The organism is Latilactobacillus sakei (assembly GCA_002953655.1).
GTDB classification, from domain to species: Bacteria; Bacillota; Bacilli; order Lactobacillales; family Lactobacillaceae; genus Latilactobacillus; species Latilactobacillus sakei_A.
The window spans coordinates 25,103-39,278 of sequence record CP025839.1 but is presented as its reverse complement, the minus strand read 5'-3'; the positions used below and the strand labels follow the sequence as shown (position 1 = coordinate 39,278).

The following is a 14,176-nucleotide window of genomic DNA, read 5'->3' as shown; positions in this document are numbered from 1 at the left end:
TGATAATCCTATTCTAATTGAAAAAGCACCCAAAACAAAATAAAAATTGTTTGGGTGCTTTTAAAATTTTAACGGACAACCATCACTGAGCTAGGGGCATATTTAGATAAGTAGCTCGCATGCGTACCGATTAGGTGTTTTGAAGGTTTTGTTTTTGAACCACAGATGACAAGATCCGGTTTAAATTCAGGAATGATTTCTTCAACAATCACGTGACCTGGATTCCCTTCACCAAGAATTGGGGTCACTTCTTGCACCCCGAATTCTTGGGCCTTTTGAACGAAGATATCTAGGTCCGCGGCAATTTCTTCCCGTCGTTTAGCGACCACGTTTGGTGAGAGTGATTGATAGATATTTAAATCGCCCGTTTCTAAGATGCTGACAATCCCCATTGGAATTTGGTACATCTTAGCGACGGTACAAGCATAGTTAAAAGCGCGTTTTGATGACGTTGGATCATCATCATCAATCGCGATTAATAGTTTTTGGTAGTGCATTGAAGTAACTTCAATGTTTAAAGGTTGTTTTTCGGTCATTTTAAGGTCTCCTTTATTTTTCGATAACTAGTGCTTCTTTAGTATGCACGAGTTGCGTAATCAATTGGTTGACGGGCGTTGGGATGCCACGTTCTTGGCCCTTGCGCGCAACGTAGCCGTTTAAGTAGTCAATTTCAGTTAAACGATGGTGCTGGATTAAATCTTGGTGCATCGATGGATAATGTTCGCCAGCTTGGGTCGGATCAAATAATTGATCGATATGCGCAATCGTCGTTGGCACATCTAAATCAACCGCTTCAGTCGCTGCGACTGTTGAAAATTCAGTCACAATGGAAGTTAATAGTGCGTTGACCTGACTCGTCCGACCAAGTTGGGCAATATTGCAATCCAATAAGGCACAAAGGCTATTCAAGGTCCCATTTACACAAGCTTTGCGCCAGATTGAAAATAGTACATCAGCACTATAAGTGGCCTGTAACCCAGCGGCACTCAACATGGCGACTAATTCTTCAGCCGCCCCCTTAGCTTCTGGCGCCACATTTTGCAGTTCAACACTACCGGAACCACTGAGGCTAATTTCACCGGGACCGGTTAACCCAGCAGTCCACAACGTAATCCCGACGAAGATATTATGTTTGGGTAAGTAGCGTTCAATCGTTTCGGGATGGCCCAAGCCATTTAATAAACAAACGACCTTGGTCTTTTCACCAATCAACGGTTTAATTGATTGGAGCATCGCCCCTAGTTGCATCGATTTCGTAAAGATGATGATCACATCTTGAACGTCTTTAATCGCTGTGGGTAAGGCTGCTGGAATCTGAACGTGTTGCACGTCTTGCCCCGCAATCGCCACCGTTAAACCCTTGGTATTAATTGCCTGAACATGTTCGCCCCAGTTGTCTAGTAAGACGACATCGTTCCCGGCTGCTTGTAGCATGTAGCCAAAACGGCTGCCCATTGCACCAGAACCGGCAATTGCAATTTTTGTCATTTATTCAACAGCTCCTCAACTCTTATTTACTGTTTAATCATGCCATATTTTTTGTTTTTTTTCACTAGAAACCGCTTAATTGATGGTAAATAAAAAAGAGTGTGCCATCCGAGTATATCCTGAGGGTTAACAAAGAGTGGTGAATGATCGCCCCAGCAAACTTTTAGCAACTAGCGGGTATTAAAAAAGTTGGGCCAAAAGTGACTTTGGGCCCAACTCCGTTTATATACTATTGATTTGCTTGCCAGTTCGCAATATTTTGAGCAGCAAGTGCCAGACTCAAGACAGCATCCTTAGAAAGGTCCGCTTGAATTAAGTTATGTTTAACAGTCGCCGCAACCGCGCCAATCACGGCTAAACCGTAAGTAAGGACTTCTAGGTCGCGTTTCACTAAATATTGATCTTCATAAACTGCTTCGTGACTGTATTCAAAGTTAACTTTGTTATCGGCTAAAATGCCGTCAACGTGAGTCACCATAATTCGGTCAGTAACATCAATCAATAATTTACGGTCATCTGATAAGGTTAATTTATGGTCTGATTCGGATTGATAGTAAGTTTCTTCTGTAATATCCAAGTATTTTTCAACTGGATTATTCAAAACACCAAAACCATCTAATACTGCAAAAATTTCTGAAACATTCAGGCTTACTTTACGGTCAATAATTGCCGTCATGTTTTCTTCTAACCAATCCGCTAATTGGCGAACGTTATCTTGTGCCATTTTTGTGTACTCCTTTAAATTATCTAAAATAGACTTTTAATCTTCCTTATCATCATACACCATCCGCGATTTAAGGGACAGTCTCTCCCTGCAGATGCTAGGGATGATCGTCAATTAAGCCCGCACCTTGCAAGTAAGAATAAACCGGGACTAGACCAACAACCCCTTTTTACCAAAGTACGTTAAAAAGCCACGACAACTTGTGCTGTCATGGCTTTTTGATTACTTAAAAATTATTTTTTGTAGGGATTGTTATTAACGTCAGTCTTCACAATCAACACGTCACAAACCGCTGTCCGGTTAACGTATTCTGTAACAGAACCCATTAACATCCGTTCAACAGCGTTCAAGCCGGTTGAGCCCATCATAATTAAATCGGTTTGGTATTCTGATGGGAAATCACGTGCAATGACATTCTTCGGATTGCCAAAACGGACGTGGATTTCAACGTCCATCAAATTATCATTGGTTTGAATATCGTATTTCAAACTATTGAGATAGTTTTGTGCGTCTTCTGAGATTTGGAAAATAGCATCTCCAGAAAGCATGCCACTATAACTCCCTGCATATTGTTTCGTATCTAATACATTTAAAATATCTACTTGAGCGTGATTCATCTTAGCCACTTGGACTGCTTTGTTAAGGGCTAATTCAGCTTCTTCGGAACCATCAACTGGTACTAATATTCTCTTATATTCTTGAACCATGCTGTTCATCTCACTTTCTCTTTATGCACAAATGTTGCAATGTTACTACTTTAAGAATATACCGCTTTCGCAGACAATTCAAGCAAAAAGAATAGCGTTTTCTTAAGCGGTAATATCAGAAATAATCCTTTTTCTTTAGCCACCAACCGACTAAGCCACTCACAATTCCTGAAAGCCCCAATAACAAAAGAAAGCCTTTATTACTATTGGCTAGCGGTACGGGGACATTCATCCCCCAGAAACCACCAATAATGGTTGGAATGGTCAACACAATTGAAATTGACGTCAGTGTTTTCATGATTAAATTTAAGCGATTCGAAATAATATCCGATAATAAATCACTCAACTGTTCTAATAATTCTTTATAAGTCGTAATCGCCTTATCTGACTTAGCAAATTGTAAGTTAATTCGATAAAGTAACGTTGCTTCTTCTGGCACCTCATCAAATAGGGGACTCTTTTCCAATTGTGGAAAAATTTGCTGGTTACTCTTCAAACCAAGATCCAAATAAACCACACTCTTCTTCAGGGCTTTGAGTGCATACAAAAATTGATTGCGCATTGAAAAATGAACATTTTCTTCTAACTGATTAATTTGTTGTTTAACAATACCTAAAGCTAGTAGATATTGATGATATATCATCGATATACTTTTCAAAACAACCGTTCCAATTTTAGTATCTGGCCATTTCATTTTTAATACGGTATTAAAAAAATCTTCTTGCTGATGCCCGACCGTCAAAATCTTATCTTGATTCACAATCATTGAAAATGGTCTGGTGATATATTCCGTATGTGACTCAGAATCTTGCGTCTTAACCGGCACTAATAAGCAAATATGGGTCAGTTGCTCCCCGGTATCAGTCGTAAACGTTTCATAGCGGGCAACCTCATCGATATCTTGAGCGACTTCAAATAACATCGTTGGCAAATGATACTTCTTTGCAAAGTGGTGCATTTCATGCTTAGTTGGGGTTTCAAAGTGAACCCAATCTGCATTTTTTTCAGAATAGCCTTGTTTTAATTGGCCATCCGGTGTCATTTCGTAATAAGCAATCATGCATTATCCCCCTCAATTACTTTTCAGTTTAATCATACTGTTTTAACGACTAGCTTGCCACGTTTAAGTCGGCCAAGCATTAAATATGCTACAATAAATCTATGAGAAAATAGGGAGGTTTTAGAGATGACACAACGGATTTTACCACTCGAAAAAGGCCATAACTTTAGAGAATTAGGTGGCTATCAAACGACTGATGGCCGCACGCTTAAATGGCATAAATTACTGCGCTCAGCCAACTTAGCCCACCTGACCGATGCGGATTTAAATTATCTTGATCAATACGGTTTGCGCTATGATATTGACTTGCGTTCTGAAGATGAACAAGCCAAAGCACCGGATCGATTGCCCGCTAATGCGACTTACGAATTCCTCCCTGTTTTTGCCGTCGATGAAACTGCCAATTCAGCGAGTCAGGATGAACTCTACCAACTCTTCAGCAAGGACCCACTCAGCGGCCACACGCGGATGCAAAAGGTTTATGATAACTTGATCAATCAACCCCATTCCAAGCAAGCTTACCGCCGCTTTTTTGAATTGCTACTCGCCAACGATCAAGATCATCAAACAACTCTTTTCCACTGTACCGCTGGTAAGGATCGGACCGGCATGGCCGCTGTCTTTTTGCTCAGCGCCCTTAACGTGCCCGCAGAGACGATTCAAGCCGATTACCTACTCACTAACCTCGCATCGGCTGATTTTGTGCAGAAGTCCTTACAACGCCTCCAACAAAAGACAGCCGATCAAGGTATTTACCAAAGCGTTCAATCCTTACTGACCGTTCACTTGGATTATCTCCAAACCGCGCAAATGGCGATTCGCCAAGAATCCGGCACAATTCAAAATTATCTCAAGACCGAATTACAATTAACCGATCACGATTTAACCGACTTACAAAAAATTTACTTAATGTAACCGAAACAAATAAGGAGTCCCACTATGCCCACTTTAAAAGAACAAGTCATCGCGGCCAGCCGAGAAATTGGTATCGATAAAATTGGCTTTACCTCAGCGGCGCCTTTTGACTATTTAGAGGCCAGCTTAATCGAACAAAAGAAAAACGGCCATTCCAGCGGTTTTGAACACAAAGTGCTGGCAGAACGCCTCTATCCTGACCTGATTTTCGACCAACCCAAATCAATTATTGCCATCGCGCTGGCTTATCCAACCAAGATTCACAACAAACCCGCCAGAACAGGTGCCAAACGCGGTAGTTTTGCCCGGGCTTCTTGGGGTATTGATTACCACGATATCTTACGCGATAAGATGGCTCAATTAATCGACGCGATCAAAGCACTTGCCGATGAGGATGATGAAGTCACTTTCAAACCAATGGTCGATACGGGTGAATTGAGTGACGTCGCCGTTGCACAACGTGCTGGTCTTGGCTTTATCGGTCTTAATGGGCTATTGATTACCCCTGAATTCGGGTCCTTCGTCTATCTCGGCGAAATCATCACCAACATTCCATTTGAACCTGATACCCCTATGGCCAATCAATGTGGCAGCTGTACCCGCTGTATCGATTATTGTCCGCCTAAGGCCCTATTAGGTGACGGGCGCTTAAATGCGACCCGCTGCCTTTCTTATCAAACCCAAACAAAAGGCTTTATGCCGGAAGAATACCGGCCTAAAATTCGGAGTGTGATTTATGGCTGCGATATTTGCCAACAAGTTTGTCCTTTTAATAAAGGCAAAGACTTCCATTTCCATCCCGATATGGAACCCGATCCAGAAGCAGTAATGCCGGAGTTACAACCATTGCTAACAATCAGCAATAAAGAATTCAAAGTTAAATTCGGCCACTTATCTGGTTCATGGCGGGGCAAAAAGCCAATTCAGCGCAACGCCATTATCGCGCTGGCCAACGTCAAAGACCGAACCGCAATTCCACAGTTGTTGCAGTTAATCGATAACGATCCCCGACCGGTTATTCGCGGAACCGCAGCATGGGCATTGGGCCAATTGGTCAGAGATGTTACGCCGGAGATGTTAGATTTCTTGCAACAAGCGGCTGATAAAGAAGAAGAACCTGAAGCCCAAGTCGAGTTTCACAAAGCATTATTAATTCTCAATGAACGTTTTGAAGAGAGGTAGGCACTATCACACATGCAAAATAAGCAACAACAGACGCAACTTACACAACCATTGATTCTTTTGATGGCTTTTATCACGGGTGTTGCCGTTTCTAATTTATATTATATTCAACCGATTCAATCCCTGGTAGCCCAAACTTTCCACGTTAACACTGGCGCCATTGGCACGGTCGCGATGTTAACCCAAGTCGGTTATGCCCTCGGCTTATTATTAATCGTCCCTTTTGGCGATGTCATGAGTCGTTACCATTTAATCCTTCGGATGCTGATTTTATCGTTGCTATCCTTGTTAGTCGCCTTTTTAGCGCCGAACTTCATCTTATTCGCCCTTTCCGGCTTACTGATTGGCTTAACCTCAGTCGTCCCACAAATTATCATTCCCTATGCGGCCGTTCTAGCGGCTCCCCAAAAACGTGGCGCCGTCCTCGGGACGATTTTAAGTGGCCTCTTAATGGGCGTTTTACTCTCTCGGAGTTTTAGTGGCATTATCAGTAGTTATGTCAATTGGCGTTGGGTTTACCTTTTAGCCGTCATTGCGATTGGCTGTCTGATTATCTTAGCAGCCATCAAATTACCTAAAGATACACGCCCTAAAAATGGCCCTAGCTACTGGCAAACCATCAGTTCTTTACCTGGTTTAGTACGCGCCCAGCCACTTTTACGCGAAGCGGCCATTAACGGCTTCTTCATGTTTGGAACCCTCAGCATCTTTTGGTCAACGCTCGTCTTTTACATGGCGAGTCCTGCTTATCATCTGGGTAGTGGCACCGTTGGTTTATTAGCCATTCTCGGTGCGGCTGGTGCGCTTGCAGCTCCTGTGATTGGCCGCTTTGCCGATCAAAAAACGCCGCGGTTTATCATCGCGGTGGGCCTCTTAATGATGACTGTCAGCTACCTCTTATTCCTTTTCTGGGGTCAGTACCTACCAGTTCTGATGCTCGGGATCGTTTTATTAGACGTCGGTAATCAATGTGGTCAGGTATCCAACCAAACCCGGGTCCAAGCCTTAGGTGAGGCCACCAGCAGTCGTAATAACACAGTCTTTATGTTTGCTTACTTCATTGGTGGGGCTTCCGGCTCATTTTTTGGCGCCCTTGCTTGGAGTCTCGGCGGATGGGCCGCTGTTTGTTACCTAGCACTTGGCTGTCAAATCGCCGCTCTACTCGTTCATTTTGTGCTCTACCGGCCCAAAGCAACACGCTAAGGTTATGATTCACGCTAGCGTTTCCCAAGATGTTATACTAGAGTTAACCAATTCGTTTTGGCTTATTAATTCACATTAAGGAAGGTGTCTATTATGAAATTATATCAAGCGCTAACTCAAGTGACGCTCAATGCCCAGATGGTTGACGATTTACCTGACTTTCAAATCCAACCAATCTTGAAAAAACCATTAAACTTCGATCCAACCGACTTGTATCATTACATCGACACGACCTTAAAAGCTGGTTCACGCCACGATGAAAATAATCTGCTATTTGTGACCGATGCGATTTTTATCACTGAAAACTTTAATTTTAAAGGCACCGTTTTTGAAGCCTATGCCCAGAGCTTCGAAGAACGCGTCACCCTTGCCCACCAAATTGTGGCCGATTTAAACCGCCACGTCTCAGTCAATATCGACTTAGCAAAACACGAATTCCAATTAGTCTTTGTCGATTAATCACTACTAAAGAACCTCTGGCATACATTGTCAGGGGTTCTTTTAGCACGCTATTTAGAAAGAAGTCCTATTTTTGCCTAATGCTCAGCGCCAAAACAGCGCCCTCTACAAATTGACACGCCCGGATAATCAACTCACTGCCGAGCAACAGCAACTCAAAACCGCGATTATTAATTTTTGCGAACAAAATCGTAATGCAGATCATGCCACTTTCTTGATTCAAGGTGCCGCCGGAACCGGTAAAAGTGTGATTTTAAACAGCGTCTTCTCGACGCTCCAAGAACTTGCACGCAAAACACCGACTTCCCCGTTGTACCAAACCAACAACAAATTATTGGTTAATCATCCAGAAATGTTGAAACTCTACCAAAATAACGTTCAACCAACTAACGCACTCTTGAAAAAAGATTTTCAACGGCCGACAACTTTTATCAACCAAACCAGCAAACAAGCGACCCGCGCCGATATCGTTTTAGTGGATGAAGCGCACCTCTTGTTGACGCATAGTGATCCTTATAACCACTTCAGACAGGATAATCAGTTAGACGAGATTCGCAAGCACAGTCGGATTACGATTCTCATTTTTGATGAACAACAAGTCCTCAAGGTCAAAAGTTATTGGCAACAACAACAGCTACTCGCTAAACTCCAAGCTGGGCCTTATCAACTAGCACAGCTGCACCATCAGTTTCGGATACAGGCAACCTCTTCGGTCGAACAGTGGTTACAAGCCTTTCACAAACGGCAAATCAAGCCCTTACCCCAAGATCCGCATTTTGAATTCAAAATTTTTGCAGACGCAGCCCAACTATATGCCGCTATTCGTCAACGTAATCAAGACAGTGGTTTGGCCCGGTTACTGGCGACCTATGATTTTCCAGCCACCCTCAATGATCCGCACGACCATTACGTGACCGCTCCCCATTTCAAATTACGCTGGGATCGGTATCAACCCACCGCCAAGACTTACTGGGCGGAACGTGAAGACAGCATTGATGAAGTTGGTTCGGTTTATACGATTCAGGGCTTCGATTTAAACTATGCCGGCGTCATTTTAGGCCCTTCAATTGGTTATGACCCAGCGCAAGATTGCCTACTGATTAAACCAGAATACTACGAGGATCAAGCGGCTTTTGCCGGGGCCAATCGCTTTGATAATCCAAACCAGATTAAGACCCAAATCATTCTCAATAGTCTCTACGTCTTGATGAGCCGGGCGCGCAACGGGCTTTACCTCTACGCGCTCGACCCAGCCTTGCAAAAACGATTATTAGCATTACAAACGGCCACATTTCCCGGGCAATAAAAGACACTTTCCTACTCAAAAACAAGCCAAAAGTGTAAAATTGACCTTGTAATCAATTCAGTTCAAAAAGGAGTGTCTTTTAAATGACGACATTAACAACGACTTATACGTTAACAAACGGCGTTCAGATTCCCGTACTTGGTTTTGGAACTTGGCAAACACCAGATGGCGATACAGCCATTAAAGCCGTTAAGGCCGCACTTGACGCGGGTTACCGCCACATCGATACGGCCCAAGCTTACCAAAACGAAGCCAGTGTCGGTACTGCTATCCAAGAAAGTGGTGTTGCCCGGCAAGACCTCTTTCTAACAACTAAAATTTGGAATGCTAATCACAGTTATGATTTAACAATGCAATCTTTTGAAGAATCACTCCAAAAATTGCAAACTGATTATGTTGATTTATTATTAATTCACTGGCCCAACCCAATTGATTTCCGTGATAACTGGGAAGCAGCTAACGCTGAAACTTGGCGAGCAATGGAAGAACTTTATCAGGCTGGTAAGGCCAAGGCGATTGGTGTCAGCAACTTCCGGCCCCACCACTTAGAAGCCTTGAAAAAGACTGCTAAAGTGCAACCAATGGTCAACCAAATCTTCTTAGCGCCTGGTGAATTAGAAGCTGAAACGGTTCAATATTCGCGCGATAACGGTCTGTTATTAGAAGCTTATAGTCCTCTTGGGACTGGTAAGATTTTTGATGTGCCAGAAATGAAGACGCTCGCTGCTAAATACCAACGCTCAATTCCACAAATCGCACTGCGTTGGTCATTGCAACATGGCTTCTTACCATTACCAAAATCAGTTCACGCCAACTATATTCAAGAAAATACGCACCTATTTGACTTTGAACTAACACCCGCTGACATGCAAACCATTGATCAGCTCGATGGGGTGGTTGGTAAAGCTAAAGACCCTGATACAACAACATTCTAAAGATAACCTCGCTCAAGAGCAGCTGCGTGAATCAACACGCTGTTTGCTCTTTTTGTATGAACAACAACGAATTTAAAAAGTAGTTTACAAAATTTAGTTTACCTCCACCATTAATTATGGTATTTTCATTATGATATATCAGAAAATCAGACTTATGACCGACGTTATTTACCGTTGCAGGTCTGAAAATGGTAAGATAGCATTAATGATTTAAGAAATGGGGAATTATATTGTCAAGTGGTCAGATATTTACCAATCTGTTCGTGATGTTCGTTACCTTCTTTCTAGCAGCCTTTTTCGTGGCTGCTGAATTCGCACTCGTTCAAACACGTCCCAGTGCCCTCGAAGATGCGATTCATTCCGGAAATGGTAGTCCTAAAAAATTGAAGCTCGCCCTTAAGATGACTCAAAATCTCAATGAGTATCTTTCAACCACGCAAGTTGGGGTCAGTGTTGCCGGGATTATCTTAGGGTGGATTGGTGAATCAACTGTCGAAACAGTGTTAGTTGACTTATTGGGCTTGACGCATCTTGTCTCTGAGAGCGGCTTGCACATTATCGGCGCAGTCGCCGGGGTTTTAGTCCTAACCTATTTAGAAGTTGTCTTCACTGAAATTGTACCGAAGAACATCAGTATCGATATCCCAATGCAGATGCTAATGGCCGTGGCTAAGCCGCTTCATTACTGTCACATCATTTTCTACCCATTCGTCTGGTTATTAAATGTTTCGGCAAACGGGGTGGTTAAATTAATTGGCTTTGCACCTGCCGACGAAAGTAGTGATGTTTTATCACAAGCTGAAATCATCAGCCTTTCTAAAAATGCCGTCAGCGGTGGTGAATTGGATCGCAATGATTTAGTTTACATGCAACGGGCCTTTGATTTTAACGATCGAATTGCCAAAGACGTCATGGTTGATCGAACTAGTTTATACGTCGTCGACATTACCGATACTGTCAAAGACGTTGTTAAAGACTATCTCCAACAAGGCTTTAGTCGCTTTCCAGTCGTTGCTGAAAATGATAAAGATAAAATTCTCGGTTACGTCTACGCTTACGACCTGGTGCGCCAAGCACAAGTTGATGATTCAATCCGCGTTAGCAAATTACTCCGTTCAATCATCTCTGTTCCTGAAACAACACCCATTCATAGTTTATTAACCCAAATGATTAATAAACAAACACCGATTGTGGTCGTTGTTGATGAATACGGTGGGACGAGTGGGATTGTCACCGATAAAGATATTTACGAAGAATTATTCGGGACTGTCAAAGATGAAATCGACGACGTTTCGGATGAATATATCATCAAAGAAGATGACAACCGTTATCGCGTTAGTGGTAAAACCACGCTTTACGATTTTGAACGCTTTTTCAAGGCAGACATTGAAGCCTTTGAAGCCTCAGATAGCGTAACTGTTGCCGGTTATGTCTTAGAAAACTTCACTGACTTACATCAAGATTTCGTTGTTTCAATTGACCGCTTCGATTTAACAGTCGCCGAATTTAACCGCGGCTACATTGATTGGTTTGAAGTTTCCGTCAATCCACAACGTGCAGATACAACACTTTAAAAGTCAAAAAAAGGCGTCGACATAATTGTCGACGCCTTTTTAATCGCTTTAAATTAGATAATCGCGGCCCCATATAATGCCCATCACCTTTTCACCAGTATGAACCCCCACAACTGGTCCGATATGACTGGTTTCAATTGGCATCCCGGGAAATTTAGCCGTCAGGGTTTCAACCCACTGTGCACTTTCTTCTGGGTTATTCCCGTCGATCACGCACGCGCGAATCGGATAATCAGCGGCGGCCACGGCTGCTTCAAAATCGGTTAACACTTTTTGAAAGGCCCGTTTTTTCGTTCGTTCCTTGGTCAACGCCACAATTTTACCAGCTGTGTCGAAACTTAAAATTGGTTTGATTCGTAATAAGTTTCCGACAAAAGCGGCCCCGTTAGAAATCCGCCCAGTCCGCATCAAATGACTCAAATCATCAACGACGAAGTAAACACCGATTGTCTCTCGTAAAGTAGCTAATTTAGGCATGATGGTTTCAGCGTGTTCGCCTTGGGCCACTAGCCGCGCTGCTTCTAATGCTAGGAAAGCTTCGCCGGCACTCGTGACTTTCGAATCAAACGGATAAACCGTAATCCCTTCGACTTGGCAAGCATAGGCTTGCAGATTATCGATAAAACTCGTAATTCCGCTCGATAAATGAATACAGATGACTTCGTCGAAACCATCTGCAATCAGTTGATCAAAGACCATCTGCATTTGACCCATCGTAATTTGAGAAGTAGTCGGTAATTTATCGGTCGTGCGCATCTTTTCATAAAATTCAGTGGTTGAAATTTCAATATTTTCTAAATAAGTTTGTTGCCCAAAAATCACTGTGATTGGCACAACGATGATTTTGTTGGCCTGCGCAACCTCAGGATCAAGGTAAGCAGCACTATCCGTTACAATTGCCGTTTTCATGTAGGACTCCTTTGTAACACTATTTCTTGCCATTATCCCACCTTAATCCTGAAATAACAAGCAAGCAAAAAGCAGTGTCGCCTCTGGACACTGCTTTTTAAAATGACCCTTATTCTGTTATTTTTTCATGATCAAAAACGATAATTGGCACACGGTTATCAACCACACCGCTATTATTAACTAAGGTTAATACTTGGCGTTTTTCATCTAAATCGAGAACCTCATGACCATCAAAATAGTCAGCTGTATAAGCTTTGTAGTGAATCGGGCCCATCTCTGAATCAAACGTTTCTGGATAGCTCTTTAAGTCCGCATCATTTGGTACAATTAATAACCGGAAATCAGTATCTAATGAACAAAAACCAACCTTTGAGAATGGACCGACGCCATCATTTAAATCAAGTAATAATGTTTGATTAGTCGTCATTTGTTTTTGAATCTTCTCTTGAGCTGCTGCTGTTATTTTTAATACCATATTAATCATCCCTTTCATATATTTAGCTTACCACCATTTAGATTTTACACAATTTATATGCTTGAGGACTATGCTACAATTAAAGTCAGTAAATTTATCCAGGAGGCACTTTGAATGCTTTTTTATCGTTATTCTTATTTCATCAATCAAAACGATTTCGAATTCTATTTTAAAATTTTACTCTCACTACTCGTTGGGAGTCTAATTCTCATTTTCTTCGTCCAATACCTTCGACACCGATCCGATTCAAAATATCGAGATCTCTTGATTATCTTCGTCTTAGTCGGCGTCTTGCTCGGTGGTATTCAATATACGCGGGTTGAGCAGCTCAATACGGCGCGCTCGCAACAAGCACAGATGACACAGTTTATGAAGAGTATCGCTCAGGCACAAAAAGTCCCGGTCAAATCGGTCTCCGTCAATGCCACTTCGCTCCAACAAAACATGGTCGTCAAAGTCCATCAGCACTACTATCAAGTAGTCTTCGACAATAACTTCACCAGTTATCAACTCCAAAAAGCACAGCTCATCAACCCGAAAATAACCTACCAACAATAAGGAGTCAGCACATGCCATCTTATTTAGATATTACCATCAAATTAATCTTCGGCTTTTTTTGCCTCGTTTTACAAATTAACCTCTCTGGTAAGGGCAACTTAGCCCCTTCTAGCGGCATCGATCAACTTCAAAATTACGTCCTCGGCGGCATCGTCGGCGGTATGATTTATAACGCCGATATCTCGTTTATCCAATTTTTCTTGGTACTCTTAATCTGGACACTAATTGTTTTCACCATGAAATTTTTAACCACCCACAATCAATGGATTAAACGCTGGGTGATTGGTGTGCCCCAAACGATTATCACTAACGGCCGCATCGATGCCCGCACCGCCGCCAAAAATAGCCTGTCAGCCCAAGACCTTGCTTTTAAACTCAGAATTGCCGGGATTAGTGATATTCGAACCGTTCAACGGGCGATTCTAGAGCAAAACGGCCAACTGACCATTACTCAAAAAGGCGACGCGACGATTAAATACCCACTAATTATGGATGGGCAAATCAACGCCGATGCATTAAGTTTAATCGACAAAGATGAAGACTGGCTACTCGCTGATATTGCCCAACAAGGGTACGAACTACAACAAATCTACATGGCCAATTATCTCAACCACCAAATTATCATTACGGCTTATTAAAGCAAAAAAGGATGTGGGAACGAAAGTCACTTTCGTCCTCACA

At 42.5% G+C, this 14,176-nt stretch carries 16 protein-coding genes; 9 read left to right on the top strand and 7 right to left on the bottom strand.

Annotation, left to right across the window (positions count from 1 at the left end; all coding sequences use genetic code 11):
* Nucleotides 1–68: 68 nt before the first annotated feature.
* From C0213_00200 to C0213_00180, 5 genes are all read right to left on the bottom strand, one after another.
* Nucleotides 69–536: a universal stress protein gene (locus C0213_00200; GenBank protein ID AUX10926.1), complete on the bottom strand. Its 468-nt coding sequence runs from the start codon at nucleotides 534–536 to the stop codon at nucleotides 69–71.
* A 13-nt stretch (nucleotides 537–549) separates the two neighbouring features.
* Nucleotides 550–1,488 (bottom strand): 2-dehydropantoate 2-reductase, encoded by a 939-nt coding sequence (locus C0213_00195; GenBank protein AUX10925.1) that lies wholly within the window; start codon nucleotides 1,486–1,488, stop codon nucleotides 550–552.
* Between the two features lie 229 nt (nucleotides 1,489–1,717).
* Complete coding sequence (locus C0213_00190; protein AUX10924.1) at nucleotides 1,718–2,212, bottom strand: hypothetical protein; 495 nt, start codon at nucleotides 2,210–2,212, stop codon at nucleotides 1,718–1,720.
* A 233-nt stretch (nucleotides 2,213–2,445) separates the two neighbouring features.
* Complete coding sequence (locus C0213_00185) at nucleotides 2,446–2,919, bottom strand: universal stress protein UspA (GenBank protein AUX12779.1); 474 nt, start codon at nucleotides 2,917–2,919, stop codon at nucleotides 2,446–2,448.
* 115 nt (nucleotides 2,920–3,034) lie between these two features.
* Nucleotides 3,035–3,979, bottom strand: a complete 945-nt coding sequence (locus tag C0213_00180; GenBank protein ID AUX10923.1) for an ion transporter — start codon at nucleotides 3,977–3,979, stop codon at nucleotides 3,035–3,037.
* A gap of 126 nt (nucleotides 3,980–4,105) precedes the next feature.
* On the opposite strand from C0213_00180, the gene C0213_00175 reads away from it, so the two are divergent.
* The 7 genes from C0213_00175 to C0213_00145 all read left to right on the top strand — a co-directional run bounded on the left by C0213_00175 (nucleotide 4,106) and on the right by C0213_00145 (nucleotide 11,553).
* Nucleotides 4,106–4,894 carry a protein-tyrosine-phosphatase gene (locus tag C0213_00175; protein AUX10922.1) on the top strand — a complete coding sequence of 263 codons (789 nt, stop codon included), beginning with the start codon at nucleotides 4,106–4,108 and terminating at the stop codon, nucleotides 4,892–4,894.
* 24 nt (nucleotides 4,895–4,918) lie between these two features.
* Nucleotides 4,919–6,076: a tRNA epoxyqueuosine(34) reductase QueG gene (gene queG / locus C0213_00170; GenBank protein AUX10921.1), complete on the top strand. Its 1,158-nt coding sequence runs from the start codon at nucleotides 4,919–4,921 to the stop codon at nucleotides 6,074–6,076.
* Nucleotides 6,077–6,139: 63 nt separating this feature from the next.
* Nucleotides 6,140–7,279, top strand: a complete 1,140-nt coding sequence (locus C0213_00165) for an MFS transporter (GenBank protein AUX12778.1) — start codon at nucleotides 6,140–6,142, stop codon at nucleotides 7,277–7,279.
* Nucleotides 7,280–7,372: 93 nt separating this feature from the next.
* The gene (locus tag C0213_00160) at nucleotides 7,373–7,738 is read left to right on the top strand and encodes a hypothetical protein (protein AUX10920.1); all 366 of its coding nucleotides are present in this window, start codon (nucleotides 7,373–7,375) and stop codon (nucleotides 7,736–7,738) included.
* 73 nt (nucleotides 7,739–7,811) lie between these two features.
* On the top strand, nucleotides 7,812–9,044 hold the full coding sequence (locus tag C0213_00155; protein AUX10919.1) for a DNA replication initiation protein: 1,233 nt from the start codon (nucleotides 7,812–7,814) through the stop codon (nucleotides 9,042–9,044).
* 83 nt (nucleotides 9,045–9,127) lie between these two features.
* The gene (locus C0213_00150) at nucleotides 9,128–9,979 is read left to right on the top strand and encodes a 2,5-diketo-D-gluconic acid reductase (protein AUX10918.1); all 852 of its coding nucleotides are present in this window, start codon (nucleotides 9,128–9,130) and stop codon (nucleotides 9,977–9,979) included.
* Between the two features lie 230 nt (nucleotides 9,980–10,209).
* Entirely contained in the window at nucleotides 10,210–11,553 is a 1,344-nt protein-coding gene (locus tag C0213_00145; protein AUX10917.1) for a hemolysin, read from the top strand.
* Nucleotides 11,554–11,601: 48 nt separating this feature from the next.
* On the opposite strand, the gene C0213_00140 is transcribed toward C0213_00145, so the two are convergent.
* Entirely contained in the window at nucleotides 11,602–12,462 is an 861-nt protein-coding gene (locus C0213_00140) for a DegV family protein (GenBank protein AUX10916.1), read from the bottom strand.
* Nucleotides 12,463–12,571: 109 nt separating this feature from the next.
* Nucleotides 12,572–12,937 carry an iron-sulfur cluster biosynthesis family protein gene (locus C0213_00135; protein ID AUX12777.1) on the bottom strand — a complete coding sequence of 122 codons (366 nt, stop codon included), beginning with the start codon at nucleotides 12,935–12,937 and terminating at the stop codon, nucleotides 12,572–12,574.
* 114 nt (nucleotides 12,938–13,051) lie between these two features.
* Here C0213_00135 and C0213_00130 point away from each other — a divergent pair, with 114 nt between their 5' ends.
* Together C0213_00130 and C0213_00125 are read left to right on the top strand one after the other, a co-directional pair.
* Complete coding sequence (locus tag C0213_00130) at nucleotides 13,052–13,495, top strand: hypothetical protein (GenBank protein ID AUX10915.1); 444 nt, start codon at nucleotides 13,052–13,054, stop codon at nucleotides 13,493–13,495.
* Between the two features lie 11 nt (nucleotides 13,496–13,506).
* Nucleotides 13,507–14,133, top strand: a complete 627-nt coding sequence (locus tag C0213_00125; protein AUX10914.1) for a hypothetical protein — start codon at nucleotides 13,507–13,509, stop codon at nucleotides 14,131–14,133.
* Nucleotides 14,134–14,176: the final 43 nt, after the last annotated feature.

What these genes read in the sequence shown, in the direction of transcription:
- C0213_00135 (AUX12777.1), bottom strand. Translation starts at nt 12,937, where the DNA reads ATGGTATTAAAAATAACAGCAGCAGCTCAAGAGAAGATTCAAAAACAA.
- C0213_00130 (AUX10915.1), top strand. Translation starts at nt 13,052, where the DNA reads ATGCTTTTTTATCGTTATTCTTATTTCATCAATCAAAACGATTTCGAA.
- C0213_00175 (AUX10922.1), top strand. Translation starts at nt 4,106, where the DNA reads ATGACACAACGGATTTTACCACTCGAAAAAGGCCATAACTTTAGAGAA.
- C0213_00200 (AUX10926.1), bottom strand. Translation starts at nt 536, where the DNA reads ATGACCGAAAAACAACCTTTAAACATTGAAGTTACTTCAATGCACTAC.
- C0213_00190 (AUX10924.1), bottom strand. Translation starts at nt 2,212, where the DNA reads ATGGCACAAGATAACGTTCGCCAATTAGCGGATTGGTTAGAAGAAAAC.
- C0213_00180 (AUX10923.1), bottom strand. Translation starts at nt 3,979, where the DNA reads ATGATTGCTTATTACGAAATGACACCGGATGGCCAATTAAAACAAGGC.
- C0213_00185 (AUX12779.1), bottom strand. Translation starts at nt 2,919, where the DNA reads ATGGTTCAAGAATATAAGAGAATATTAGTACCAGTTGATGGTTCCGAA.
- C0213_00150 (AUX10918.1), top strand. Translation starts at nt 9,128, where the DNA reads ATGACGACATTAACAACGACTTATACGTTAACAAACGGCGTTCAGATT.
- C0213_00165 (AUX12778.1), top strand. Translation starts at nt 6,140, where the DNA reads ATGGCTTTTATCACGGGTGTTGCCGTTTCTAATTTATATTATATTCAA.
- queG (AUX10921.1), top strand. Translation starts at nt 4,919, where the DNA reads ATGCCCACTTTAAAAGAACAAGTCATCGCGGCCAGCCGAGAAATTGGT.
- C0213_00140 (AUX10916.1), bottom strand. Translation starts at nt 12,462, where the DNA reads ATGAAAACGGCAATTGTAACGGATAGTGCTGCTTACCTTGATCCTGAG.
- C0213_00125 (AUX10914.1), top strand. Translation starts at nt 13,507, where the DNA reads ATGCCATCTTATTTAGATATTACCATCAAATTAATCTTCGGCTTTTTT.
- C0213_00195 (AUX10925.1), bottom strand. Translation starts at nt 1,488, where the DNA reads ATGACAAAAATTGCAATTGCCGGTTCTGGTGCAATGGGCAGCCGTTTT.
- C0213_00160 (AUX10920.1), top strand. Translation starts at nt 7,373, where the DNA reads ATGAAATTATATCAAGCGCTAACTCAAGTGACGCTCAATGCCCAGATG.